General features: G+C 72.2%; 22 protein-coding genes. 4 read left to right on the forward strand and 18 right to left on the reverse strand.

Going from position 1 to position 25,948, the window contains the following annotated elements:
- Positions 1–14 precede the first annotated feature (14 nt).
- Complete coding sequence (locus tag SRB5_RS12375; RefSeq protein WP_153451840.1) at positions 15–1,463, reverse strand: hypothetical protein; 1,449 nt, start codon at positions 1,461–1,463, stop codon at positions 15–17.
- 224 nt (positions 1,464–1,687) lie between these two features.
- Here SRB5_RS12375 and dapA point away from each other — a divergent pair, with 224 nt between their 5' ends.
- On the forward strand, positions 1,688–2,584 hold the full coding sequence (dapA, locus tag SRB5_RS12380; protein WP_153451843.1) for a 4-hydroxy-tetrahydrodipicolinate synthase: 897 nt from the start codon (positions 1,688–1,690) through the stop codon (positions 2,582–2,584).
- Positions 2,585–2,763: 179 nt separating this feature from the next.
- Here the strand turns inward: dapA and SRB5_RS12385 are convergent, their stop codons facing one another.
- Together SRB5_RS12385 and SRB5_RS12390 are read right to left on the reverse strand one after the other, a co-directional pair.
- Entirely contained in the window at positions 2,764–3,993 is a 1,230-nt protein-coding gene (locus tag SRB5_RS12385) for a hypothetical protein (RefSeq protein ID WP_323377804.1), read from the reverse strand.
- Complete coding sequence (locus SRB5_RS12390; protein WP_323377805.1) at positions 3,990–4,526, reverse strand: SigE family RNA polymerase sigma factor; 537 nt, start codon at positions 4,524–4,526, stop codon at positions 3,990–3,992. Before SRB5_RS12390 ends, SRB5_RS12385 begins: the two co-directional genes overlap by 4 nt.
- Before the next feature lie 138 nt (positions 4,527–4,664).
- Here SRB5_RS12390 and SRB5_RS12395 point away from each other — a divergent pair, with 138 nt between their 5' ends.
- Positions 4,665–5,195 (forward strand): hypothetical protein, encoded by a 531-nt coding sequence (locus SRB5_RS12395; protein WP_153451844.1) that lies wholly within the window; start codon positions 4,665–4,667, stop codon positions 5,193–5,195.
- Positions 5,196–5,222: 27 nt separating this feature from the next.
- On the opposite strand, the gene SRB5_RS12400 is transcribed toward SRB5_RS12395, so the two are convergent.
- The gene (locus tag SRB5_RS12400; RefSeq protein WP_153451846.1) at positions 5,223–5,579 is read right to left on the reverse strand and encodes a hypothetical protein; all 357 of its coding nucleotides are present in this window, start codon (positions 5,577–5,579) and stop codon (positions 5,223–5,225) included.
- 70 nt (positions 5,580–5,649) lie between these two features.
- The gene (locus SRB5_RS12405; RefSeq protein WP_194292905.1) at positions 5,650–7,272 is read right to left on the reverse strand and encodes a caspase family protein; all 1,623 of its coding nucleotides are present in this window, start codon (positions 7,270–7,272) and stop codon (positions 5,650–5,652) included.
- Between the two features lie 190 nt (positions 7,273–7,462).
- On the opposite strand from SRB5_RS12405, the gene SRB5_RS12410 reads away from it, so the two are divergent.
- On the forward strand, positions 7,463–8,503 hold the full coding sequence (locus tag SRB5_RS12410; protein ID WP_153451849.1) for a transposase domain-containing protein: 1,041 nt from the start codon (positions 7,463–7,465) through the stop codon (positions 8,501–8,503).
- Between the two features lie 54 nt (positions 8,504–8,557).
- Here SRB5_RS12410 and SRB5_RS12415 read toward each other — a convergent pair whose 3' ends face one another.
- The 9 genes from SRB5_RS12415 to SRB5_RS12455 are packed head-to-tail and all read right to left on the reverse strand — an operon-like array spanning position 8,558 to position 20,537.
- A complete protein-coding gene (locus SRB5_RS12415) occupies positions 8,558–9,814 on the reverse strand; it encodes a sulfate adenylyltransferase subunit 1 (protein ID WP_153451851.1) in 1,257 nt (418 codons plus the stop codon).
- On the reverse strand, positions 9,814–10,740 hold the full coding sequence (gene cysD, locus SRB5_RS12420; protein ID WP_153451852.1) for a sulfate adenylyltransferase subunit CysD: 927 nt from the start codon (positions 10,738–10,740) through the stop codon (positions 9,814–9,816). The genes SRB5_RS12415 and cysD overlap by 1 nt, the downstream gene beginning before the upstream one ends.
- Positions 10,737–11,540, reverse strand: a complete 804-nt coding sequence (locus SRB5_RS12425; protein WP_153451854.1) for a family 3 encapsulin nanocompartment shell protein — start codon at positions 11,538–11,540, stop codon at positions 10,737–10,739. The genes cysD and SRB5_RS12425 overlap by 4 nt, the downstream gene beginning before the upstream one ends.
- 25 nt (positions 11,541–11,565) lie before the next feature.
- The gene (locus SRB5_RS12430; protein ID WP_153451855.1) at positions 11,566–12,285 is read right to left on the reverse strand and encodes a sulfotransferase-like domain-containing protein; all 720 of its coding nucleotides are present in this window, start codon (positions 12,283–12,285) and stop codon (positions 11,566–11,568) included.
- Complete coding sequence (locus SRB5_RS12435) at positions 12,282–13,265, reverse strand: aldo/keto reductase (protein WP_323377806.1); 984 nt, start codon at positions 13,263–13,265, stop codon at positions 12,282–12,284. The genes SRB5_RS12430 and SRB5_RS12435 overlap by 4 nt, the downstream gene beginning before the upstream one ends.
- Positions 13,266–13,296: 31 nt before the next feature.
- Positions 13,297–16,305, reverse strand: coding sequence for a non-ribosomal peptide synthetase (locus SRB5_RS12440; RefSeq protein ID WP_153451857.1), 3,009 nt, complete (start codon positions 16,303–16,305; stop codon positions 13,297–13,299).
- A 37-nt stretch (positions 16,306–16,342) separates the two neighbouring features.
- The gene (locus SRB5_RS12445) at positions 16,343–17,455 is read right to left on the reverse strand and encodes an NAD(P)/FAD-dependent oxidoreductase (protein ID WP_153451859.1); all 1,113 of its coding nucleotides are present in this window, start codon (positions 17,453–17,455) and stop codon (positions 16,343–16,345) included.
- Positions 17,452–18,897, reverse strand: coding sequence for an MFS transporter (locus SRB5_RS12450; RefSeq protein ID WP_153451861.1), 1,446 nt, complete (start codon positions 18,895–18,897; stop codon positions 17,452–17,454). The genes SRB5_RS12445 and SRB5_RS12450 overlap by 4 nt, the downstream gene beginning before the upstream one ends.
- Positions 18,894–20,537, reverse strand: coding sequence for an AMP-binding protein (locus SRB5_RS12455; protein WP_228390003.1), 1,644 nt, complete (start codon positions 20,535–20,537; stop codon positions 18,894–18,896). Before SRB5_RS12455 ends, SRB5_RS12450 begins: the two co-directional genes overlap by 4 nt.
- A gap of 278 nt (positions 20,538–20,815) precedes the next feature.
- Between SRB5_RS12455 and SRB5_RS37480 the strand changes: the two genes are divergently transcribed.
- The gene (locus SRB5_RS37480; RefSeq protein WP_194292907.1) at positions 20,816–21,703 is read left to right on the forward strand and encodes an ATP-grasp domain-containing protein; all 888 of its coding nucleotides are present in this window, start codon (positions 20,816–20,818) and stop codon (positions 21,701–21,703) included.
- Between the two features lie 5 nt (positions 21,704–21,708).
- Here the strand turns inward: SRB5_RS37480 and SRB5_RS12465 are convergent, their stop codons facing one another.
- From SRB5_RS12465 to dapD, 4 genes are all read right to left on the reverse strand, one after another.
- Positions 21,709–22,632, reverse strand: a complete 924-nt coding sequence (locus SRB5_RS12465; RefSeq protein WP_153451865.1) for a GNAT family N-acetyltransferase — start codon at positions 22,630–22,632, stop codon at positions 21,709–21,711.
- Between the two features lie 7 nt (positions 22,633–22,639).
- Entirely contained in the window at positions 22,640–23,461 is an 822-nt protein-coding gene (locus SRB5_RS12470) for a DUF6202 family protein (RefSeq protein WP_323377807.1), read from the reverse strand.
- 27 nt (positions 23,462–23,488) lie between these two features.
- Positions 23,489–24,592, reverse strand: coding sequence for a DUF6421 family protein (locus SRB5_RS12475; protein WP_153451869.1), 1,104 nt, complete (start codon positions 24,590–24,592; stop codon positions 23,489–23,491).
- A 277-nt stretch (positions 24,593–24,869) separates the two neighbouring features.
- Entirely contained in the window at positions 24,870–25,850 is a 981-nt protein-coding gene (gene dapD / locus SRB5_RS12480) for a 2,3,4,5-tetrahydropyridine-2,6-dicarboxylate N-succinyltransferase (RefSeq protein WP_153451871.1), read from the reverse strand.
- Between the last annotated feature and the right edge of the window lie 98 nt (positions 25,851–25,948).

A 25,948-nucleotide genomic window follows, 5' to 3' on the forward strand; every position in this document is an offset into this window, starting at 1 on the left:
CAACCCGAGGTCGGTCAGGACCGCGAGCGGGCCTTGAACGCCGCCTTGCGGGCCTGCTTCGCCACCGCCCGGTCCGGGTGCAGCCTGCCCATCGCCTCCAGTACGTCGCCGACCGCCGGGTGGTCGATCCGCCAGGCGCGGTCGAAGAACCCGGTGTGCTGGGCGACCAGGCCCTCCACCAGGTCCGCGAGCTCCACCAGGTCGGGCCTGCCCAGCTGGGCGGCGATGGTGTCGACCGTCAGCCACAGCACCATCTGCTCGTCGGGCTGCGGGACATCGGCCGCCCCGTGCTCCGCCAGCCACACCCGCGCCAGCCCGCCCAGCTCCCGGTCGTCCAGCACGTCCCGCAGCGCCGGTTCGGCGTCCGGGCCGGCGAGGGACAGGATCTGCTGGCAGGTGAGACGGCGTACGGGGGCACGCGGATCGTCGCCGCGCGCCGCCGCGAGCAGCTCGCGCGCCGCGTCCACCGGGGCCGTCCCCGTCAGCCACGCCTCGGCCTCGGCCTGCGCGGCGGCGTCCGTGTAGCGCGGGAGGGCGTCGAGGAGTACGTCGGCGCCCTTGTCGGCGAGTTCACCCACGAGGGGGGCGTGGACGCCGTCGTCGAGCATCCGCTCGCGCATCGCGTACATCCCGAGGGGGGTGAGCCGGACGAGCCCGTAGCGGGAGATGTCCTCGTCGTCCGTCCCCTCGTCCTCCAGGGGCCCCTCCTCGTCCACCAGGGACTCGTCCACCGGCTGGTAGTCGACCAGCCCGATGGGCTCCAGCAGCCGGAACTGCTCGTCGAGCCGCATCATCACGTCGGAGACCTCGCCGAGCACCTCGTCCGTCGGCTCGTCCATCTCCTCCGGTACGACCAGCGAGGCGGCGAGCGCCGGCAGCGGCACGGGGTCGCCGCCGCTCTCCAGGGCGGTGAGCAGATAGAGGTTCGTCAGGGCGCCGTCGAGGACGTCCGCCTCGCCCTCGAGGTCCCACTCGAACTCGTCCATGTCGAGTTCGCCGCCCTCGGCGAGCTGGTCCGCGAGTTCGCTCATGTCGGGCAGGGCGGCGTCGGCGAGCACCGCCTCGCAGGCGGCGGACCACAGGTCCAGCACCTCGCCCGGGGAGCCCTGGGTGAGCAGACCGACCGCTCCGCCGCCGGTGACCACGCCGTCGGCGGGGTCGTCGTCGTCCATGGCCTCCTCGCCGCTCTCCTCGATCTCGACGAGCCCGGCGTCGACGGCGATGCCCCAGGCCTCGGCCGCCTGTTCGACGGCCTCCTCCCCCGTGAGCCCCAGCCGCTCCACGGCGCCGGCCAGCGCCTCGCCGTACAGCTCGCCGCCCGCGCCGACGCGGGTGCCGGCCTCGGCCCAGCGGGCGAGCGCCGCGGCGTGCGCGAACAGCGGTGCGGCGAGGGCGGCCCGGGCGAGCTCGGCCTCGGCGGGCAGCCGCACCGGCGGCATCATGGGACGGTCGGTGGACGTCATCGAGGCTCCGGCGGGGCTGGGACGAATCGGGCGGTGTTCAAGCCTAGGCCATCGGAGGGGACTCGTTGCCCGAGTTGCCCCCGGGCCACCCTCTCTGCCAAGGGGAGGGGCGAAGGTTCATCCGGTGTTCCCCGCGCATCGGCCGTACGCCGTAGCAGGGCTTAACGGTCCGCGGAGCAATACTAAGTGGACCTGTACGACCGGGGGTTCCAGACTCTACGCCCATGAGCACCGACACCCTCGGCCGCCGGGCCGCCGCCATGATCACCCCGTTCACCGCCGACGGCGCGCTCGACCTCGCCGGCGCCCAGCGGCTCGCCGCCGAGCTGGTCGACGGGGGCGGGCTGGACGCCCTGGTGCTCTCGGGCACCACCGGCGAGTCGCCCACCACCTCGGACGCCGAGAAGTCCGCGCTGGTCAGGGCCGTGGCGGAGGCCGTCGGGGACCGTGCCTCGCTGATCGCCGGGGTGGGCACCAGCGACACCCGGCACACCGTGGAGCTGGCGCGGGCGGCGGAGGCGGCGGGGGCGGACGGGCTGCTGGTGGTGGCGCCGTACTACTCCCGCCCCGGGGAGGAGGCGATCCGGCACCACTTCCGGACGGTCGCCGACGCGACGGGGCTGCCGGTGCTGCTGTACGACATCCCCGGGCGGACGGGCAGCGAGCTGTCGTACGAGTCGCTGGTGTCCCTCGCGGCGCATCCGCGGATCGCGGGCGTCAAGGACTGCTCGTACGACCTGCTGAAGGCCTCCCGGGTGCTGGCGGCGACGGACCTCGCGTACTACGCGGGCTGCGACGAGCAGATCCTCGCGCTGCGGGCGATCGGCGCGGCGGGCTTCATCAGCACGGTGGCGAACGTGGCCCCGCGTGAGGTCGTCGCGCTGCTCGACGCGTACGAGACGGGCGCGGTCGCGGAGGCGGCGCGGCGTCATCTGGCGCTCACGCCGCTGATCGACGCGGTGATGAACGCGGGCGTCCCGGGCACGGTCACGGCGAAGGCCCTGCTCACCGAGCAGGGCCTTCCGTCCGGACCCGTCCGCCCCCCGTTGCTCGCGGCGGATCCGGCGCTGGTGGAGGGGCTGCGGCGGGTGGCGCCGTGGGTCAGCGCCGTGGGGTACTGAGTTTTCTCCGGGGGCGCCCCCGGGCCCCGGCCTGAGGGCGGTGCGTCCGGGAGTTGTCCCGCTGTTCGCCTCGCGTCGGTCAGCGCCGTGAGGTACTGAATTTCTCGGGGGGCAACCCCCGAACCCCCGGCCGGATGGCGGTGCGTCCGGGGGTTGCCCCGCTGTTCACCTCGCGCAGGTCAGCGCCGTGAGGTGAACACCGGGATCCAGCGGCCGTCGGCGTCGGGGTTGCTGCCCCGGAAGCCGGACAGGGTCTGGACCTTGTTACTGCCGATGCCGACCAGGACGAGGTGATTGCTGTACTCACCGCCGGCGTCGCACTCGGGGTCGCAGTCCCAGGCGATCAGACGCTTGTCGTCGGCCCAGGCGAGCAGTTGCTGGGCGTGGACTTCGCCGGCCGTCGCGCCGGACCGGTTGAACAGGACCGCCGACATGGGCGGGGAGTTGCGCGTCATCCCCCCGGTAACGAGCCTTCCGTCGGGCGACAGGCCGGCATCGTCCGGATAGATCAGGAACCGCTCGGCCGACGGTCGTTCTGCCTCGTTGCCCTCGAGGTCGAAGTACTCGAAGGTCGATCCCTCGTCCGTGTACCCCCAGCCGCGGACCAGATCGGGGTCGGCGTCGCTGAAACTCAGGTCGTCCCGTCCGGCGGTCACGCCGAAGAGTCCGCTCCCGGTTGCCGAGACGCGGGCGGCGTACTCGCTCTCGCCCGAGGCCAGGTCGATGACGTAGAAACCGGTACGCGCCGACGCCGGCTCCTCGTCGGAACCGTAGTGGTCCGGGTTCCGGGCGTACGCCGTGGCCAGCAGCCGGCGCCCGTCCTCGGCGAACTCCACCGACCCCACTCCCCTGTTCACCGGGATCCACTGGACCACCCGCATGGTGGCGAGACTGAGGATGCCGATGCGCTTCACCGGGAAGTCCCGTTCCAGGACCGCCGCCATCTGCATGCCCGGAGCGACGTCGATCCAGCCCCAGTCGGTCTTCTCGTACCGCCCCGCACCCGGGTTGTACAGGTGCCAGATCGGGGTGGAGACCTTGCCGTCCTTCCCGTGCGTCTCGGAGTGCTCCTCCCGGTACGCCGACATCGCGATGTCCCCCGCGGCGATCAACTCACGCGGCGGCGACTGGTCCGGCCGTGCGATGACGTCCGTCTGCGGAATGTCCACGTGCGGAATGTCCGCCTGCGACACACCCGTCGGCGTCGCCTCCGGTCCGGGCTCGAGCAGCGGTCCGGCCACAGCGATCGCCACGACCGCCGCGACCACCGCGACGACCCCCGCGTAGCGGTGGATGCGGCGGCGGGTCCGGGTCCGCAGGGCCCGGTCGGCGAGGCCCGGCGACGGGGCGGGGGCCGCCTCCTCGGCGATGCCGCGCAGCGAGTCGCGCAGCAGCTCTTCGATGTTCACTGTCCGACCTCCGAGAGGTTCTTCGGGCTGCCGCCCGGTGCGAAGACGGAGAGTTCGGGGGCCATGGCGCGCAGCTTGCCGAGCGCGCGGTGGGTGGTGCTGCGGACGGTGCCCACCGAGCAGCCGAGCAGTTCGGCGACGTCGGCCTCGGCCAGGTCCTCGTAATAGCGCAGCACCAGCATGGTCCGCTGCCGGGTCGTGAGCCGCCGCAGCGCCCGTCCGACGACCAGGCGCAGCTCCACGGCGTTCGCGAGGTCGCCGCCGGATCCTTCCGGCGGCTCGGCGACGCTCTGTTCCCGGCCGGGCCACTTGAGCCGCCACCGCCCGATCTGCTGGCGGTAGAGCACCTGCCGTACGTACGCCTCGGGCTCCTCGATCCGCTGCCACCGCCCCGCGGCCTTGATCAGGGCGTTCTGCAGCAGGTCCTCGGCCGCCCCCGTGTCGCCGCCGCTGAGCAGCAGCGCCAGTCTGAGCAGTACGGCGGACCGGCCCTCCACGAACTCCCGGAAGCTGTCCTCACTCGCCGGATCCACAGCCCCACCCCCTCCGTCGATGATGTGCGGCACCGGTGTCACCTGTGTAGACGCCCCGAGGGGTACGCGGCTATGCGTCGCGTCGCCGCCGAGGGCTAAAGTGATCACGTTCAGGTGCGACGTGGGGATTGGGTACAAGTGAACGTGCAACAGCTGGGTTTGCTGACAGGCGCCGCCCTCACGGCGCTCGTGTTCCTCACCGCGTGCAGCGGTTCCCGGGAGCCGGGTCCCGACCCGTCCCTGTCCGCCGCCCCGCCCGTCGACCAGGCCGAGGCGCGGTCCCCGAAGGCGCTCCTCGCGGAGGAGGTCAAGACGGATCTGGAGAAGCGTCTGGGCGTCCACGAGAGCGAGTTCGGCTCCGGCACGGGCTCGGCGTGTTCGACCCGCTCGGCCACGATGTTCACGCAGGAGTGCGCGACGACGGCGGCGGCCACGGCGGAGGACGCGGCGTTCGCCCTCACGAAGACGGAGGGCCACGAGGGCTTCGCGACCCTCCGCTCGGTGGCGGCGAAGATCCAGACCTCGGTGTCCGACTACCGCCGCCTCAAGTGCGCCTCGGGCCCCGAGAACCCCGAGGTCCGCGACTCCTGCCTGGCCCCGGCGGCGGTCATCGCGGGAGCGTTCCCGGAGCTGCGCGGCGGCGCGAACCTGGGCCTGGCGGGCAAGTAGGGGAGCCTGCCCGACGGTTTCCCGTGGTCAGCCGCCTTCGGGGGCGAGGCGGAACGGGGGGTTGAACGGACCCATCACCAGGAAGAGCGTGGTGTCCGTCGATGTGTCGACCAGGCGGTGGTACGAGGCCGCCGGGCTCTTGTCGTGGGGGGCCGGGAACTCGTCGGGGGCGGCCGGGGTCAGGTGGACCTCGTTGGAGCTGGCCTGTTTGAGGCGGCCCCGGAATTCGTGGAGCCAGTCCGGGTCGGGGCCCGTGGGGGTGAAGACCCTCAGCATGGCGACGTCGATCGTGTTCGCGGAGAAGGACGAGAGGTCCGGGGTCGTCATACGGGCCAGGTCCGCGGCCGCCCGGAGGTAGACCGCCTCGTCGTCGGGGGTGGGCAAGGAGGGCTCCCTTCGGGTGGTGGGGACGGCGGTCGGACTCGGGTGCCGCCGTCCCCGTGTCGCCGGGGGGTCAGACGATGGCCGAGATGACGTACGGCAGTGCCGTGCCCACCACGTCCAGGGCGTCGTCCCAGAAGCTCTTCTTCTCGCTGGGGCTCATGCCCGCCGGCAGGTCCACCTGGATCTTTCCCGCGGTGGGACGGTCGCCCGGCTTGTAGTCCTTCGTGATCGCGTCGATGACGAGCGGCGCCGCGGTGGCGATCAGCGAGGCCACGAGTCCGAAGAACTTCTGGTCGGCGGCCCGGGCCGGCGGGACCGCGCGGGCGATCGCGCGCTGTGCCTCGGCCGGGTCGGCGGGCTTGGACATGGCCTTGCCGGGGCCGCCGCCGCTCTTGGTGAGCTCGTCGAGGACGGCCGGCACCACGACCCGCGCGAGCCGGGCCGCGGAGTCCCAGAAGCTCTTGTCCTGCAGGTTGTCCGTGTCGGACACGGTCGCGGACACGGCGTAGCTCTTTCCGCCGCCCGCCACGGACATGGCGGTCACCACGGCGGGGGCCAGGACGCTGGCCAGCGCGGGGGCGTCAGCCCTGATCTGGTCCATGGTCCAGTCCTCGAACCCCAGGCCCTTCCCCTTTCCCGCCGCCTGGGCGCCCGAGAGGAGTTCCTCCGTGACAGCGGTGACCTTGTCGAGTTGTGCTGTGGTCATTTCCTTTACCTCCGTTGTGGTGTTTCCGGTTGCCGCTCCCCCGCCGCTGTCGCCGCCGCCCGCGTGGGCGACCTCCTTGAGCATCTCCTCGACCTGACGGATCATTTCCTTGCTCTTCGTCTGCTGTCGGGAAACGAGCGTCTCGGAGAGGAGGTTCGGCTGGTCCGTGGGGACGAAGACGCACGGGGTCTGGCTCATGTTGAGGCTTTCGATCCGTGCCACGGTCCTGTCGCGCAGGGCGGAGACCGAGACGGTCGGATCCCATTCCGTGGTCAGGGCGTAGGTGAACGCCGAGAGCCCGGTGGTGGCGTCGCTGCCCGCCGCCGCGGTCTGGTCCGCCTGACAGGCGGTCAGCAGTACGGCGTTCAGCTCGGGGGTCCCGGTGACGGCGCCCTTGCTCTTGGGCACCTTGTGCGGAACGTGGGCCATATTGTTGGTGAGGGACGCCTCATTACGCAGCGTGGTGCGGCCGAACGGCTTCAACGCGCGGGCGAACGAGACGGATTTGGCCCGCGCCAGCAATTCGTCGCGCGGGGGTGTGAACACTTTGGTGCGTACGGTCTCCTGAAGTCCCTTGACGAAGAAGGACTTCTCCATGCCTCCCGAGTGGCAGGAGTCGAGCACCACGGTGAGGACGCCGTCCGGGACGATCGCCGTGCGGTCGACGAGTTCCGTGTCCTCCAGGAACTCGTCGTACGAGCACAGCACCTCCGTCATGACGTCCCCCTTCAGATAGCGGTAGCCGTGGGAGGACTGGAAGAAGACCAGACGGTCTCCTTCCGCGGCGCCTTCCACCAGCCAGTCCAGTCCCTCGCGGGTCGCCGCGAGGGTCGCGTCGGCGTTGTGCAGCATTCGGATTCCGGAAGTGTCGAAGCCGATGTTCGCGAGCAGTTGGGAGAACGCCCCGGTATCGGCCACACAGCTGTTCAGGTTGTTCACCGGATCCGGATACTCGTCGATGCCGACGAGCAACGCACGGTCTGTCATCACCATCCCTTTCTTCGCAGACACACGGAGACCGCGTGTCAAGCAGGTGACGCATGTACACCAACGGACGGATGGTTTCGTCGTGTCGGCTTGCTTTCATCGTTTGGCGTTGCTTCACGCCGGGCAAGTCGGCGGCGATTCATACTGCTGACTTAGGCGAGGGATTTTCCGTCGGGCGAAAGGCGCTCCGATGCCACGGCCGGGGCAATTCAAAACAACGGTCGACGACCGTTTGTCCGAAAAGATCGCCCTGGCGTTGTTGATGAATGAATTTCCACCGGAAATGGTGGACCGGGCGATCGCGGAATGCGGTCGCACCGAGCAGCGCATTCGCCTGCTGCCCGCCCGGACCGTGGTGTATTTCGTGCTGGCCATATGCCTGTTCGCACATCGCAGCTACGCACAGGTGGCCCGTTCGCTGGCCGAGACGTCGGACTGGATGGCCGGTCCCCACCGCGCCCCGTCACGCGTGCCCACGACCGCGGCCGTCGCCCGGGCCCGCATGCGGCTCGGGCCGGAGCCCCTGGCACTGTTGTTCGCCAGGTCATCCGAAGGTGGTGACCGGTGTGCCCGTTACCAGCGCCGGCGGGTGCTCACGGCCGACGCGATAACGGTCGCCGTCCCGGACACCCCGCAGAACCGCGCCCGTTACGGCCCCCCGGCCGACGGCACGGCGCAACCCACCGCCCGCCTCGTGGCCCTGGCGGAATGCGGCAGCCGCACCATCGTCACCGCCGCCCCCGGACCACGGACACCCGACCCCGGACACCCCCTCACCCGCGGCCTGATCGCCCCCCTCACCCGAGGCGACCTCCTGCTCACCGACCACACCCTGACCGGCCCCGGCACCCTCCCCGCCCTGCGCGCTGCCGGGGCGGACGTCCTGTGGCGAGCCGGCCCCCGGACCGCGCTCCCGGTGCACGTGGTCCTCCCGGACGGCAGCGGCTTGGGCACACTCGAAGGGCGTCCCCCCGCAGAAGTCCGCGTGATCGACGATCCGCCCCACCGCCTGATCACCACCCTGCTGGACCACGAACTGCACCCCCCGTCCCGGCTGCGCGCCCTCTACCGCCGGCGCTGGGAGCTCGGCGCCTCCTTCGCGGCCGTCGGCACCCTGCGGGCGGAGCGGGACACGCCGCCGGTGCTCAGGTCACGCTGGCCCGGCGGCGTCGAGCAGGAGCTGTGGGGGCATCTGCTCGTCCACCACGGCATCCGGTCCCTGCAGGCTTAGGGCCTGTCGCCCGCGCGGAACGCGGACGACAGGGAACTCGGACCAGGCCTTAAGTCAGCGCTCCGCCATCCCCGCCGTGAGCGTGCTCCCGTCGGACGGGTCCAGCAGCAGGAAGGATCCCGTGTGCCGGCCGTCGGCGTAGGCGTCGACCGGTAGGGGCTCCGCGGTGCGGACGAGGACCCGGCCGATGTCGTTGGTGGTGAGCATGCCGGGCGACGCGTGGTGGGAGAGGTCCTCCAGGGTCAGCCGGGAGGGGATGTCCCGTACGACGGCCTTGACGGTGCGGGTGGTGTGCTTGAGCAGGACCCGGGCGCCCGGTGTGAGGGGGCGTTCGTGCAGGTGGCAGACGGTGGCCGTGATCTCCCGGGTGGTCGCGGGGGCGGTCGCCGTGGGGGTGATCAGGTCGCCGCGGGAGATGTCGAGGGCGTCCGCCAGGAGGACGGTCACCGACTGGGGCGCCCAGGCCTCGGCCACGGACCGCCCGAGGACGTCGATGCCGGTGATCGTGGAGGTCAGGCCGGAGGGCAGGACGGTCACCGGGTCGCCGACGCGCAGCACTCCGGAGGCGATCCGGCCGGCGTAGCCCCGGTAGTCGGGGTGCTCGGGGGTCTGCGGGCGGATCACGTACTGGACGGGGAGGCGGGCCGGGTCGGCGGAGGGGTCCGAGGCGACGGGCACGGTCTCGAGGTGTTCCAGGACGGTGGGGCCGCCGTACCAGTCCATGTGCCGCGACGGCTCCACGACGTTGTCGCCGTGCAGCGCGGAGACCGGGATCGCGGTGACCTCGGGGACCCCGAGCCGGGTGGCGTACGCGGTGAACTCCTCGGCCGTACGGGCGAAGACGGCCTCGGCGTGACCGACGAGGTCCATCTTGTTGACGGCGAGGACGACGTGCGGGACCCGCAGCAGGGCGGCGACGGCGGCGTGCCGGCGGGTCTGCTCGACGACGCCGGCGCGGGCGTCGACCAGGATGATCGCCAGCTCGGCCGTGGACGCGCCGGTGACCATGTTCCGGGTGTACTGCACGTGACCGGGGGTGTCGGCGAGGATGAACCGGCGGCGGGGCGTCGCGAAGTAGCGGTACGCGACATCGATGGTGATCCCCTGCTCCCGCTCGGCCCGCAGCCCGTCGGTCAGCAGCGCCAGATCGGGCCCTTCCCGCCCGCGGCTCCGGGAGGCCAGCGACACGGCCTCCAGCTGGTCGGCCAGGACCGACTTGGAGTCGTGCAGCAGCCGCCCCACCAGCGTCGACTTGCCGTCGTCGACGGAGCCGGCGGTGGCGAACCGCAGCAGCGAGGTGGTCGACGTCATCAGAAGTACCCCTCGCGCTTACGGTCCTCCATGGCGGCCTCCGACAGCTTGTCGTCGGCCCGCGTCGCCCCCCGCTCGGTGAGCCGGGAGGCGGCGATCTCGGCGATGACCTCCGCCACGGTCGTGGCCCCGGAGTCCACGGCCCCCGTGCAGGACATGTCACCCACCGTGCGGTAGCGCACCAGCCGCCGCTCCACGGCCTCCTCCTCGCGCGGCCCGCCCCACTCCCCGGGGGCCAGCCACATCCCCGAGCGCCGGAACACCTCGCGCTCGTGCGCGTAGTAGATCGCCGGGAGCTCGATCCCCTCCCGGGCGATGTACTGCCACACGTCCAGCTCCGTCCAGTTCGACAGCGGGAACACGCGGACGTGCTCGCCCGGCGCGTGCCGCCCGTTGTACAGCTGCCACAGCTCGGGCCGCTGACGGCGCGGGTCCCAGGCGGAGAACTCGTCCCGCAGCGAGAACACCCGCTCCTTCGCCCGCGCCTTCTCCTCGTCCCGCCGCCCCCCGCCCAGCACCGCGTCGAACCGCTCGAGGCGGATGGTGTCCGTCAGCGGCACCGTCTGCAGCGGATTGCGCGTCCCGTCCGCCCGCTCCCGCAGCAGCCCGCCGTCGATGTACTCCTGCACCGACGCCACGTACAGCCGCAGCCCGTGCCGCGCCACCGTCCGGTCGCGGTACTCCAGCACCTCAGGGAAGTTGTGCCCGGTGTCCACGTGCAGCAGCGCGAACGGCGGCGGCGCCGGCGCGAACGCCTTCAGCGCCAGATGCAGCATCACGGCGGAGTCCTTGCCGCCGGAGAAGAGGATCACCGGCCGCTCGAACTCCCCCGCCACCTCCCGCACGATGTGCACCGCCTCGGACTCCAGGACGTCCAGATGCGACAGCGCATACGTGTCGCGGGCCGCGGATGTCGCGGTCGTCATGCCGGCATGACGTGGAAGAAGTGGGTGGGCAGCTGCACCGCGACGCCCTCGTAGACCTCCGCGCAGACCGCCGTGCCCGGCAGGTCGAAGGTGCCCTCCGGCGGTTCGGCGACCTTGATCACCGAGTGGCCGGACTCCAGCAGCCGGGCGGCCATCGCGAAGTCGCCGACCACCGCGTGCCTGGGGGCGACATGCCGGTTGCGGCAGATCATGACCTTCTCCCGGGCCAGGTCCTGCAGCACGGAACCGGCGCCGACCAGCTCGCCGTAGTAGTCCGCCGGGTTGACGATCATCGCGTGCCCGGTGCCGCCGGTCTGCTCGATCTCCTCGTACGCGGCGAGGACACCGGCCGTGTACGAGCCCGCGTACGGCAGCGGCGCCACATCGGGGTGGTCCAGCAGATCCCGGGTGAGCGCCAGGTTCTCCGCGGTGCCCAGGCGCACCATCAGCCGGCGGTCGACGAAGGACGCCAGGGCCTCGGGCTCCTTGGCGAGGTCGTCGGGTATCTGCACCCAGCCGGTGATCGGCCGCACCCCGTACTCGGCCACGGAGAACCGGAAGGCGGCCTCGCGCAGCCGCCGTTCGGCCGCCGTCTCGCCGGCGCCGGGCCGGTTCTCGAACCAGGAGCGGACGGTGCCGGAATCGGCGCGCTGCTTGCGGAAGAGGTTGCGTACGGTCAGCCGCGGCCGGTCGTCGGTGGGCTGGAAGGCATCGCTGAGGGTGAAGCCGAAGTCGGCCCGGGCGTGTGCGGGGTCGGCGAGGAAGGCGCGGGCGAACAGCTCGCCGGGTGTCTCGGTCATGCGGAACTCCTGGGGGTGCGCGAGGTCAGAGGGCGTGTTCGAGGAGCCGTTCGTAGTACGGGAAGTGGTGGTCGTAGAAGCCGCGCAGCCGCTCGTCGTTCTCGACGGTGACCTCGTACTCCTTCTCCGGCAGCCGGAAGCCGGCGCTGGCGATGGCGTCGAGGTGCCAGCGCCGGTTCTGCTCCCAGTCGGCGCGCTCCCCGGGCTCCCAGGTGAGGGCCTCCGGGAGATACGGCAGGCCGACGGCGGCACAGTAGGCCTCGACCACGGCGGCGGGGTCCGCGAGCAGCCGCTCGGCGCTGATGACCACGGGGGTCTCGCCGGTGGTGCGGCGGGCCAGGTCGAAGAGGGCGTACTGGTGCTCGTAGCCGATCTCCTGGCAGACCAGCTCGGGCTTGATCGCGTGGTGGGAGGCGATGGTACGGGCCGGGTCGCGGACGATGAAGGTGTGCCGGAAGCCGGCGACGGCCTCGGGGTGGTCGAAGAGGTACTGGTAGTGGTATTCGAGGGTGTCCTTGAAGAACACCGGGCGGTCGGCGCCGAGTTCCGTCAGATGGGCGAGGAGTTCGCCGGTCGTACGGACGGTCGCGGCGGACCCGTCGCGGGCGGGGAGCACGACCTGGCCGTGGTCGGTGAGGAGCACCAGGGGCTCGTGGACGACGGTGACGTCACCGCGTTCGGCCATCATCCGCAGGAACGCGGTGGACACGGCCCGGGGGTGGGCCCACAGGGCGATGACGCTCACATCGACCACCCCGTCGGCCGGCGGTCCCAGCGGTGGCCGCGCAGTTCCGTCAGGAGGGCGGGGTCCAGGGGCGGGCGGCCGGAGACGCCGAGGTTGGCGCGGACGTGCTGGGGCCTGCGCATGCCGGGGATGACGGTGCTGACGGCGGGGTGGTGGAGGATGAAGCGCAGGGCCAGCTCGGGGAGGGTGGTGCCCTCGGGGAGGGCCTTCTTCAGGGCGTCCGCGCGGTCCACCGTGGCGCCGAGGTTCTCCGGACCGAAGTAGACGGCGCGCCAGTCCTCCTCGGGGAAGACGGTGTCGCGGGTGAGGGTGCCGGTGAGGCCGCCCTCGTCGAAGGGGACGCGGGCGATGATGCCGATGTCGTCGCGCAGGGCGCGTTCGAAGAGTTCGTCCTCGGGGGCCTGGTCGAAGATGTTGTAGATGACCTGGACGACATCGACGAGCCCGGTGTCCAGGGCGCGCAGACAGTTGGCGGGCTCCCAGCGGTTGACGCTGAGGCCGAAGCCCTCGATCACACCCTCGGCCTTCAGGCCGGCGACGACCTGCTGCCAGCTCTCCTCGCCGCTCCAGCGGTCCTCCCAGACGTGGAACTGGAGGAGGTCGATGCGGTCGGTGCCGAGGTTCTCCAGGCTGCGGTGGACGTAGTCGCGGATGTGGTGGGCGGGGAACACGTCGTCGAGGGTGTCCCCGGGGCGCGGGGGCCATTCGCGGTTGAGCGGCGGGACCTTGGTGGCGGTGTACAGGCGCCGGCCCTGGTGCCGCTCGAGCAGCGAGCCCAGCAGCTGTTCGCTGACGCCGCGGCCGTAGACCCAGGCGGTGTCGAAGAAGGTGCAGCCCTCGTCGACGGCGAGGTCCAGACAGTCCGGGGCCACGTCGTAGTCCCAGCCGGTGAATCCGCCGGGTCCGCCGCCGATGCCCCACATTCCGTAGCCGATCTCGCTGACCTGCCAGCCGAGCCGGCCCATCGTTCGGTACTGCACGGTTTTCCTCTCGTTCCGAAGTACTCGCCGCTCAGGCGCCGAGCGTGCGGTGGTACGCGGCGATCGCCGCCGGCAGCGGCCGTTCGGTCAGGCCGTGCCGCGCCTCGAGCGCGGCGGCACAGTGCCGGGTGAACAGGGCGGGGTTGTCGGCGAGCAGCCGGCCGAACTCGGGCAGGCCGTCGGCGCCGGTGACGGGCAGGGCCGTGAGCAGGGCGTGCAGGACGGCGGCGGCGGAGTCCTGTTCGCGTTCGGCCTCCGCGCCGAGGGCGGCCATGAACGCGGCGGGCGCGACGGTGTCCGCGCCGGCGGGAGCGAGGGTGGTGAAGTCGACGCTGCCGGGGCGGAAGACGTGGTGGACGGGGGCGGCGGACGGCTCCATGAGGGCGCAGACCAGCCGTTCGGCGGTGAAGTCGACGGGGGTGTAGTCGGAGTACATGGGTACGTCGGGGCGCAGGCCCAGCCGGTGGAAGGCGGTGAGCAGGAGGTGGGTGAGGGCCCGGTGGTTGGGGACGCCGGTGTCGGCGGCGGGCATCACCTCGCCCAGCCGGTGGAGGGTGACGGGGGCGCCGAGGCGGCGGGCCTCGAGGAGCATGCGCTCGGCGACCCATTTGGAGCGGCTGTAGCCGCTGGTGGGGGCCGGTGCGCCGGCGGGGTCGAAGTCCTCGTCCAGGGGGCGGCCGGCGCGGGCGGCGTGGTGGTCGAGGACGCCGAGGGTGGAGACGTGGTGGAGGGCCTTGGGGCGGCCGGTGAGGGTGAAGCGGAGCACCTGGGCGGTGCCGCCGACGTTGGCGGGGCGGTGGGCGCGGTAGTCGAGGAGGAAGTTGACGACGGCGGCGATGTTCAGGACGGCGTCGCATTCGGCGGTCAGCCGGTCCCAGGTCTCCCGCGGCCAGCCGAACCGCGGTTCGCCGAGGTCGCCGCTGTACACCTCGAGCCGTGCGGCGTGGGCCTCGTCCCACAGCCCCTGGGCGCGCAGGGTGCCCACCACGCGGTCCCGGGCGTGGGCGTCGTCGCGGCCCCGTACGAGACACACCACGCGGGCCCCCGTCGCGGTGAGGAGCCGGTGCACGGTCCGCGCGCCGACGAAGCCCGCGCCGCCGGTGACCAGCACCGTCTCCGGGGGCGCGGCGGGTGTGCGGCCGGCCGCCGTGCGGGCGAGGCCGGCCAGCGCGGGGTCCAGGGCGGCGTCGCGTTCCATCAGCGCCGCGGTGTCCGTGCCGTCGCCGGTGCCCGGGGCGTCGCCGGCGAGGGCGGCGGCCAGGGCGGCGGGGGTGCGGTGGCGGTACAGGTCGGAGATGCCGAGGCGGACGCCGAGTTCGTCGCGCAGGCGGATCGCGGCGCCCAGCGCGGACAGCGAGTCGCCGCCCCGGGCGAGGAAGTCGTCGCCGGGGGCGAAGTGGGGCAGGCCGAGCACCTCGCACAGGATCCGCGCGATGCGCTCGTCGAGGGCGTCGCCCGGGAGCGGGGCGGGTCTGGTCTCGGACTCGAGCTTCTCCTCGACGAGTCCGCGCAGCGCGCCGAGGTCGACCTTGCCGGTGTCGGTGAGCGGCAGGGACTGCAGCACGAAGCAGTGCCGCGGCACCTGGACCCGGGGCAGCCGGGCGGCCAGATGGGCCCGCAGCGCCGCCGGGGTGGTGCTCTCGGCCGCGGCGGCGACGACGAGCTGGTTGCGCCCGGCGCGGCGTACGGTCAGCGCCTTGGCCTGGACGACGCCGGGGCAGCCTTCGGCGGTGGTCTCGATCTCGGCGAGTTCGATGCGTACGCCGTCGACCTTGGTCTGCCGGTCGCGGCGGCCGATGAAGCGCAGCAGGCCGTCCGCGTCGTAGTGGCCGAGGTCGCCGGTGCGGTAGAGGCGTTCGCCGGGGATCGCGGGAAAGGGGTTGGGGACGAACACCTCCCCGGTGAGCCGGGGGTCGCCGAGGTAGCCGGCGCCGACGCAGGCGCCGCCGACCAGGATCTCGCCGTCGGAGCCGGGCGGGAGGGGGCGCAGGTCGTCGTCGGTGACGACGGCGTAGCAGTTGTCGATGGGCCGGCCGAGGGGGATGCGGTCGCCCTCGGTGCCGTCGATGCGGTGGAAGACCATCCCGATCGACGTCTCCGAGGGGCCGTACCCGTTGGAGATCTCCAGGCCCGGGACCAGCGCCCGCAGCCGGTGCACGGCGTGCGGGATGATCTCCTCGCCGCCGACCACCAGATGCCGCAGCGAGGCGACCTTGGCGACGGACCCGGGGACGGCCTCGAGGAGGGTGACGAGCATGCCGAGGATCGCGGGGACGAAGTCGGTGACGGTCACCCGGTGGCGGTCGATGGTCTCGACGGTCCGTTCCAGGTCGAGGAATTCGCCGGGCTCGGGGATGACCGTGCGGCCGCCGGTGGTCAGCGGCCACAGCAGCTGCCAGATGGCGGAGTCGAAGGTGTGCCGGCTGTTCTGCAGGACGACCTCGGAGCCGTCGGCCCCGAAGTAGCGGGACATGAAGCGGAACCGGTTGGTGAGCCCGCCGTGCAGGTTGACGGCGCATTTGGGGGTGCCGGTGGTGCCGGAGGTGAAGACGCCGTAGACGGGCCGGTCGGGGCCGGGGAGCAGGCCGGGGCGGTCGGTGCTGGGGGTGATGTCGCGTACCGACACGGTGTGCACGGGCAGGTCGGTGGGTACGGCGCTGCCCGACGTCAGCACCAGCCCCGGGTCCAGCACCTCCAGGACGGCGCGCATGCGTTCCTCGGGCCAGGCGGGGTCGCAGAGGGTGAACACGGCGCCGAGCTTCATCAGCGCCACCATGCACACCGGCAGTTCCTCGCTGTTGCCCATCACCACGGGCACCATGTCGCCGGGGCCCACCCCGGCGGCCGTCAGCCGGGCGGCGAGCCCGTTGGCCAGGGCGTCGAACTGCGCGTACGTGAGCACCGTCTCCGTCGCCGACCGGTGCACGACGGCCGGGCGATCGGGGGTGCGGTCGGTCTGGTCCTCGATGAGAGCGGCCACCGGCCGGTACGGGCCGTGATCGACGGCACCGCCGGCGAACTGCCAGATCACTTCCGACATATGTAGGACTCTCTGCTGGTGAGGGACGGGGTCTCGGTCACTTCAGAGGCAGTACGCGGCCCCGGGCAGGGGTGGCGCCCGGGGTGGTGGGTGGAGGTGCTCCGGGGGCGACGAGCGCCGCGAGCAGCGCTCCGGCGGCAGGAGCGGTCTGGATGCCGTAGCCGCCGAGTCCGGCCAGCCAGGCGAACCCGGGCAGGTCCGGGTCGGGGCCCACGACGGGGGTGTCGTCGGGGGTCGCGGTGCGCAGCCCGGCCCAGGCGTGGCTGATGTGCCGCAGCCGCAGGATCGTTACGGCGTTCACGCGTTCGAGGGCGAGGGCCACGCCGAGGTCGTCGGGCCGTACGTCCCCGGGGTCGGCGGGGTCGGCGTCCACCGGGGAGAGCAGCAGGCCGCCGGACTCCGGCTTGGCGTAGAAGGTGTCCGCGACGTCGCAGACCAGGGGCCAGCCGGCCGCGGCGGTCCCGGGCGGGAGGGCGGCGATCGCGGCGGTACGGCGCCGGGGCGTCAGGCCGGCGGGGCGGGCGCCGGCCAGGGCGGCGACGCGGTCGGCCCAGGCCCCGGCGGCGTTCACCACGATCGGCGCGGCGAACTCCCCGGCCGGGGTGTCCGCGTGCCAGAGCCCGCGCCGGCGGGCCAGGGCACGGACCCGGGCGCCGGTGACGACGGCGTTGCCCGCGGCGCGCAGTGCGCGCAGGAAGCCGCGGTGGGTGGCATCGACGTCGATGTCGCGGGTGCCGGGGCGGTGCAGGACGCGGCGGAAGGCGTCGGGGCGCAGCGCGGGGCACAGGCGGAGGGCCTCGGCGGGGGTCAGCTCGACGGCGGGCCGGGGGGCGTCGGCGCCGGACTTCAGGGCGGCGTCGAAGTCGTCGGCGGTGCCGGGGGTTTCGAGGGCGAGCACGCCGCGCGCGGTGAGCAGCGGGGTGTCGGTGAAGCCGGGCGGGGGGTCCTCGTAGAAGGCGCGGGAGTCGCGGGTCAGGGAACGGACCCGGTCGTTGCCGTAGTACTCGGAGAACACCGCCGCGGAGCGCCCGGTGGCGTGGATCCCCGGTGTCCGCTCGGCCTCCAGCAGCGTGACACGGCCGTACGGGGCGAGGAAGTACCCGGCCGCCGCCCCCGCGATGCCGCCCCCGACGACCAGGAAGTCGCTCATGCCCCCGCCCGTTCCTTCCCCGGCACCGTGGCGAGCGCCACCAGCAGCGCGAGGGCGGTGATCGCGGCGGCGACCACGAAGCCGCGGGACGCGCCGGTGGACAGCGCCTCGCCGGCGGGGGTGCCGGGCGCGGCGTCGGCGACGGACGACCAGACGACCGTGCCGAGGACGGCGAGCCCGGTGGCGCCGCCGATCTGACGCGCCATGCTGAACAGCCCGGAGGCGGCGCCGGAGTCCTCGTCGGCGACCTCCGCGAGGGCGGAGATCGTCAGCGGCACGCTGACGACGCCGAGTCCGGCGTAGGTGAGGACGGTCGGTACGAGCATCCCGCTCGCGTAGCCGCCGGAGTCCCCGATGCGCGAGAGCCACAGCATCCCGGCCGCCGCGCTCAGCAGTCCGCCGGAGACGAGGGTACGGGCGCCGAACCGGGCGTACAGCGAGGAGCTGGCCTTGGCGCCCAGGACCAGCAGACAGGTCAGCGGGATGTAGACGACGGCGGTGTCGAGGGCGTCGTAGTGCCAGACCTGCTGGAGGAAGAGGGTGAGGAAGAAGAAGATGCCGAACATGGCCGTGCTGGTGAGCGCCAGCACCGCGTACACCCCGACGCGGGTGCGGTCGGCGAACAGCCGCAGCGGTACGAGGGGCTGCCGCCCGCGCCGCTCGACCACCGCGAACACCGGTATCAGCACGGCCGCGGCGCCGAGCGCGGCGATCACCCGCCAGGAGGACCAGTTGCCGCCGCCCTGCGCGCCGTCGATCAGCCCGTACACCAGGAGCAGCGCGGCCAGGGTCCCGGTCAGCGCGCCGGTGACGTCGAACGCGCCGCGTCTTCGGGGCGCCTCGGGGATCACCTGCCGGGTGAGCAGGACGACCGCCAGCCCGATCGGGACGTTCACGAAGAACACCCACCGCCAGGACAGATACGCGGCGATCAGCCCGCCCGCCAGAATGCCCACGCCGCCGCCCGCGGTGGCCGTCGCCGTGTACCAGCCGACGGCCCGGTTGCGCTCCGGCCCCTCGGGGAACGTCACCGCGATGAGCGCCAGCGCGGCCGGCGACGCGGCGGCGGCCCCCACCCCCTGCAGGATGCGGCACCCGGTGAGCAGCCACGGCTCCCCGGCGAAGCCGCCCAGCAGCGAGGCGACGGTGAACAGCCCCACCCCGGCGGTGAACAGCCGCCGGCGGCCGAGGATGTCACCGGCCCGTCCGCCCAGCATCAGCAGCCCGCCGAAGGCGATCGAGTACGAGGCGACGACCCACTCCAGATGCGAGCCGTCCAGCCGCAGCGACTCCTGGATGCTGGGCAGCGCCACGTTCACGATGGTGGCGTCCAGCAGGAACATCAGCTGGGCCCCGGAGATGACGGCAAGGGCGACCGTCCGCCGGCGGTCGCTGCCGGGGCTCTTGCGCAGATCGACGCCGGACCGGCCCAGCGTGCTCACCGGCGCGCGGCGTATTCGTTCTCGAGACGCTCGCGCAGCGGCTGCCGCAACACCTTGCCCAGGGAGTTGCGGGGCAGGTCCCAGACGAACTGGACCCGGTCGGGCCACAGCACCTCGGCCATCCGCTCCCCCGCGAGGAACTCCCGCATCGCCGCGAGGGTGATCGGCTCGCCCTCCGGTACGACGACGGCGCACACCAGCTCCGCGCCGGGGACGGCGGCGTCGGGGTAGCCGATCAGCGCCACGTCCTTGATGCCGGGATGGCGGGTGAGGACGGACTCGACCTCGAGGGTGGAGATCTTCTGGCCGCTGGCCCGGTTGATCTGGTCGCCGCGCCGGCCGGTGATCCGGATGCCGCCGCGGCCGTCGTCGCGGGCCAGGTCGCCGGTGTCGAACCAGCCGTCGTCGTCCAGACAGGCCAGATAGACGTCCTTCTGGCCGACGTAGCCCAGGCACTGCGAGGCGCCGCGGACCAGCAGCCGGCCCACGTCGCCGGGCTTGGCGTCGACGCGTATCTCCATCGCCGGCTCCGAGCGGCCGTCGCTGTGGCCGGCCCAGCCCTCGGGGTCGTCGGGTCGGGTGACGGTGACCGCGCCGTTCTCGGTCATGCCCCACAGGGCCCGCACCGGGATGTCGAAGACCTCGCGCATCCGCGCGATGAGCTGCGGCTGGATGGGCGCGGAGCCGGAGACGATCTGCACCACGCTGGAGGTGTCGCGCGGGCTCTCGGCCTGGACGGCGAGCATGTCGACGAGATAGACGGGCGAGGCGTACGCCCAGGTGATGCGGTGTTCGGCGATGGCGTCGAGGAACAGCTCCATGTCGCGGTTGGCGTCCTGGAAGACGCAGGTGGCGCCGAGCAGCACGGGCATGTAGCAGGCGTAGGTGAGGCCGGCCATATGGGTCGTGTAGTTCGGTATGGAGATGACGTCGTCGCCGGTGAGGCCGTGCGGCGCGCTGACCGCGAGGACCGCCGCGTGCAGGGTGTTCTGGGTGTGCGCGACGCCCTTCATCCGGCCGGTGGTGCCGGAGGTGTAGAGCAGCAGGCACGGGTCGTCGGGGCCGAGCCGGTCCGCCGGGTCGACGGGGCGGCGCGTCTCCCAGGGCGTGTTCACGAAGAACTCGTCGAAGTCGACGGCGCCGGTGGCGGCCGCGTCACCGATCACCACACGGTGGGCAAGGGAGTCGGGGGCCGCGTCCCGGAGCCGGGCGCCGTAGTCGGCGTCGCCGAAGCGGTCGACGGTCACGCAGACCTTCGCCCCGCTCTCCTCGAGCACGAACGCCAGCTCCCTGACGTCGAGCACGGGGATGACGGGCGAGGCGACGGCGCCCAGACGGTGGCAGGCGAGGTAGAGCGGGGTGAGCACCCAGCGGTTCGGCAGATAGAGGGCCACCACGTCGCCCCGGCCGACGCCGAGTTCGGCCAGCGCGGCGGCGAACCGCTCCACGTGGACCTGGAGTTCGCCGTACGAGAGGGTCCGGGCGAGCTCCTTGCCCTCGTACGCGACGACGGCCGGCCGGTCCCCCGCGTCGCGGGCGGCGGCGGCGAGGTCGTCGAGGAAAGTCGTCTCCCGCCACCATCCTTCGGCGCGATAGTGACCGGCCGCTTCGGGCGCCGGCCGGACCAGCGTCTCCCACATCCCCACGACAACATCCCTCGCCTTCGAGAGTGAATCCGGCTGCCGAGCCTAGATGATGAAGTCCGGGCCACGGTAGGCCTGAAGTCTCAATTCCGGACCAGTTTTTCGGCCCTGCCCCCGATAACGCATCACGAAATCCGACAGACCGCCCCATCATCACCGAGTTCTCCCCAAGTCGCCCTGTCCGCAGGACACTTGACAGCCTCGACGCCCCGGACGAGACTTCCCCTGAAATTTCTTGATCTCCGCGCGGATGTATGCGCGTCCTGGGGGCAGTTGTGAAGATTGGCTTGCTGGGCTGGGACTACTCCGGCATTGATCCCGACGGCCCGGCCCTGGTGGAATTCGGGCGCGAGCGCGGGCATGAGATGAGTTTCTTCACTCTCGAGGAAATCACCTATCGCTTCGGCCCGGACGGCGTCGGGGTCGACGTCGCCGGGGAGCCCGCGTCAGCCTTCGACGCGGTCATCAACCGCTCCAAGCTGTACGGCGACGACTGGCAGGACCGGGTCGAGCGGCTGACGATGCTGGACAGCGTCCCCGGGCTGCGGATGTTCGACCCCGCGGACGCCTGGGTGCGGGGCTACAGCAAGTTCCTGATGGCCCAGCGGCTGGCCGCGGCCGGCATCCCCGTACCGCCGGTCCGGTCCGTCACCACCCTGGCGGAGATCGAGGCCGCGTACGAGGAGTGGGGTCCCGTCGTCCTGAAGCCGTCGTTCGGGCTGCGCGCCCAGGACGTGGAGCGGATCGACGACCCCAAGGCGGACCAGGCGGTGGCCGAGGACCTGCTGGCCCGCTACGCCACCGTGGTCTGCCAGCCGTTCTACCCGACCGCGGGCGGCGAGTACCGCATCACCGTGGCGGGCACCGCGACGCCGCTGAACATCCTGAAGCTGCCGGCCGCCGGCACCTGGCGCTGCAAGACCATGGAGGGGTCGAGCTTCGAGCGGTTCGACGCGCCGGACGAGCTCGTCGACCTCTCCGTGCGCGCCACCCGCGCGATGGGCCTGACCCTCTCCGGGCTTGACGTCCTGCCGCACGAGGACGGCTATCTGGTCCTCGAGGTCAACGCCGTCCCCGGTTTCCTCGACCTGATGGGCCGCGACCAGCACCGGCAGGTGCTGGGCGGGGTCTTCGACTGGGTCGAGACCCACACAGCCGGCTAGGTTCCTCACCGCGATGCACCCCCGGGACGCCGCTGGTGCATCGCGGTGAGGAACGGCACCGTGTACACGGCCGCGTCCACCGGCGCCTCGCGGATCAGGTATCCCGCGAGGCGGCGGTCCGCCGGGTCCTCCTGGTCCGCGTAGCCGAGGATCAGCGTCGGGTCGTCCAGCGCGGCCAGCGAGAGGATCAGGTCCGCCTCGTCGGTGAGCTGCGGATCGGCGAAGTCCTGCGCGGGCACGGCCGCGAACCCCAGGTCCGTCTTGAAGACCAGCAGCCCCGGCCGGGTGAGGTGCCCGAGCAGGTTCGGCTCGTTCCCCAGCGTCGCCCACCGGTAGCCCTTGGCCCGCGCGACGTCCATCGCGGCCGTGTACAGGGCGCGGGCCAGGCTGGCCTTGCGCCACTTCGCGCTGACGGCCGAGAAGCGCAGCACCGCCGTGTCGGCCCCGGGACGCTCCAGCACGAGGGTGCCGCCGACCAGCTCGTCACCCTCCCACGCGAAGACGCCGAAGAACTTCTCCGGCCCGTGCAGCACGGCGTCCCGGTACCCGAGGGCGAAGGGGACGCCGAACCGCATGTCGCCGACGCGTTCCTCGTACAGCCCCAGGAACGCGTCGAGCGTGGCCTCGGACACCGGCTCCTCGGTCACCTGGCGCAGGCCCGCGTCGCGCGCCCGCTCCCGGGACCTGCGGATGTCGCGCCGGCCCCGGCGGTCCAGCCGCGCCAGGAACGACTCCTCGTCCGCGCCGAGTTCGGCCGCCCAGGTCACCGAGGCGGGTTTACGGACGAACCCCGCCGGCAGCGCGCCGGCCGGGGGCTCGGGCAGCCGGACCACGTCGATGTGCTCCGGCGCCCGCGTCCACGGCTCGGCCGCCAGCTCGTCCGGCCCGACGACCGCGAGCGCCAGACCGTACAGGTCCCGGATCTCCACGGGGCGCTCAGGCGTCCAGGGCCGTCGCGAAGCAGGTGAGCGCGGCGGACCAGTGCCGGGAGTACTCCGCGACCAGGTTCGCGAACTCCGCCGCCTCCGCCTCGGTCGCCACCAGCGTCGTCATCCCGGTCTCGTCGTCGCTGACCTGGGCGGCGTGGCTGGTCTCCGCCTTGATGTGGGAGTCGATCCAGGCGAACTGCTCGTTCTCGGAGAAGACCTTCTCCCCGTCCGCCAGCACCTTGCCGTACATCCGGCGGAAGCCCACCGCGATGTCCAGCGCGATGGTCTCCACGACCCGCAGCTGCACCGCCGCGCCCAGCGGCTCGACGGCCAGCCGGTCCATGTTGTCCAGCAGCTCGCCGATGGCCGGCGGGATGACCTGCGCGGCCTGCTGCCCTTCGGCGTCGACGTGCTCCAGCAGCGGGCCGAGGATGGTGTCCTCCCACCACACGTAGTGGATGCCGGCCGGACCGGTGGGCGCCACCTCGCGGAACTCGGGGGCCGCGTTGTCCAGGTCGTCGCCGATCACCCGGTACACGGTCTGGAAGGCGCTGAGCAGATCGCGGGAGGGCGCCGCGTCCCGGGCGGCGAGGGCGCGGGCGGTGACGCCGAGGCCCGCGAGAGTGGTGAACATGAAGCTCTTGGTCATCGTCCGCCACCACTGCGCGACGGCGAGACCGGCCTGCGGGGTCACCGTCTCCACGCTGCGGGCGGTGCCGAAGAACGGGTTGTCCGCCCGGCGCAGCTCCGCTTTGTCGATCTCCGACTCCACGCGTTCGTCAAGCTCTTTCCGGGCAGTGCTGGAAAGCTCCACGACAGTCACGATCACTCCAGGAAAAGTACGAGGGATGGTGTACTAGACGCCCAGCTTTGCCTTGACCTCGGCAAAGAAGGGGATGTGGCGGTAATCGCGGGCCACCGGATCGTAATCCGTGTACAGATTGGTGAATTCGAGCAGCCGCTTCTGCACCGATGCCACGGGTTCCTCGTGGATCCGGCGCTCGATGTCCTGGATCTCGGCGAGGAACGCGGCCAGGATCTCGTTGATCCGGCGGCCCAGCCGGATCATTCCCGACTCGATACGGATGCCGTCGTGCCGGGCGAGATAGTTGAAGAGCAGCTGCGAGGCCACCGCGTCGTAATTCGGCCGCGGGATGCCTTCGACCGCGTAGCGCAGCAGCCGCTCGGCGAGGATGAACTCGTAGGCGCGGCGCGCCTCCACCTGCGGGAGTTTGCCGTCCTCGAGCAGGACCAGGATGCCGGAGACGTCGACGCGCAGCTCCTCCAGTCCGGCCAGCGGTTTGGCCTTCTTGGCGGGGAGGAAGTCGGGGATCGGCATGTCGCCCTGCCGGTGGTGGTACTCGTGCAGCCGCACCCACCAGGACGACGCCTGCTCGACCTCTTCGGACGTCGCGCCCAGCAGGGTGGGGAAGCTGCCCGGGGCCGTCACGGCGGCGATCATCTTCTGGGTGATCCGCTGGTGCCGTTCGACGAACTTGTCGATGAAGTAGAAGATCAGGTCGTCCGGCTCCTGGATGCCGTCGATGTGGTTCTCCGGGAAGAGGGCCACGACGACGCGGGAGCCGAAGCCCTCGGACCGGCCGCTGATGGTGACCGGCATCGTGTTGCTCGCGTAGCGCTCGGCGAGGTGCGGGTCGGTCGGCAGCGTGTCGTACGTCAGGTAGTCCAGCGACAGGCGCGGGAAGTACGAGGCGTTGAAGAGCGAGAAGATGTGGTTGTCCCGGCGCGTGTTGATGTGCTCCTTGGTGTGCCGGAGCCGGCTGCCGGGGGTGAAGGTGCGGATGTCCTCGAGGAACGCCTGGACCGCGGGCCGGGCCCGCAGATGCCGGGATTCCTCGAGCCGGCGGGCCAGCTTCGCCAGCTGCTCGGGCTCGCCGTACGACGACCGCTCCCCGAGGTCTTGCCTCATGTCATCGGTCTCGGCGAACACCGAGTCCATGTCTGTCACCTCAACGCCTCCCGGAGGGCAGGCGCGCCGGAGCGGACCACGGATAAGTGGCCTGCGGCAGCGCGAAGTTGTCAGTCCTGATCACAGCAGATCGTGAGCGATCGAACGGAGCTTAGCTCCGGGACCGGGGACCTGACTAGGCACAACGGCGATCAATTGTGTGGCCGGTGCATGGACTTGAGGCCCGGGTGAACGCCGGTCGGGTGACGGTGAGTTGGCCCGGCGGCGGCGGATCGGCGGACCGTCTCCGCCGCCGCGCCGGGGCGGGTCAGTTGTGGCTGTGCAGCGCCTCGTTCAGTCCGCCCCACGAGCCCGTGCGCTGCAGGGCCTCCACCCGTCCGGTGGTGGAGTTGCGGCGGAAGAGGAGGTTGTGGGCGCCCGAGAGGTCGAGGGCCTTGACGATCTCCCCGTCGGGGAGGGTGACCCGGGTGCCGGCCGTCACGTACAGGCCGGCCTCGACGACGCAGTCGTCGCCCAGCGAGATGCCGATGCCCGCCTCCGCGCCCAGCAGACACCGCTCGCCGATGGAGACGGTCTGCTTGCCGCCGCCCGACAGGGTGCCCATGATCGAGGCGCCGCCGCCGATGTCGGAGCCGTCGCCGACGACGACGCCCGCGGAGATCCGGCCCTCGACCATGGACGTGCCCAGGGTGCCGGCGTTGAAGTTGACGAAGCCCTCGTGCATCACCGTCGTGCCGGCCGCGAGGTGCGCGCCCAGGCGCACCCGGTCGGCGTCGCCGATGCGGACGCCCGCCGGGGCGACGTAGTCGGTCATCCGGGGGAACTTGTCCACGGACGTGACCTGCAGATGCAGGCCCTCCGCGCGGGCGTTCAGCCGGACCTGCTCGAGCGTGTCGACCGCCACGGGGCCGAGGCTCGTCCAGGCCACGTTGGCCAGCAGGCCGAACATCCCGTCGAGGCTCAGCCCGTGCGGCCGGACCAGGCGGTGGCTGAGCAGGTGCAGCCGCAGATACGTGTCGTGGGTGTCGGCCGGCTTCTCCGCCAGGCTCGCGATCACCGTACGGACGGCGACGACCTCGACGCCGCGGCGCGGGTCGGCGCCCAGGGCCTTCAGGGCGGCCTCGCCGAGGAGCCCGGCGGCGCGCTCCGGGGTGAGCCGCTCGGTGCCGGCGGGGCCGGGGTCGGCGACGAGCTCCGGGGCGGGGAACCAGGTGTCGAGGACGGTGCCGTCGGGGGTGACGGTGGCGAGTCCGGCGGCTGCGGCGCCGGTGGCTGGTGCGTCGGTCATACGGCAGACGCTATCCGGCATGCGGCGGGTGGGTCGAACCGTGTCAGGACCCGGACAGCCCGGGGGCGGTCCGGGGGGGTGGTCCGGGGGGCGGTCCG

Origin of the sequence: Streptomyces smaragdinus (genome assembly GCF_009604385.1) — a bacterium.
GTDB classification, from domain to species: domain Bacteria; phylum Actinomycetota; class Actinomycetes; order Streptomycetales; family Streptomycetaceae; genus Streptomyces; species Streptomyces smaragdinus.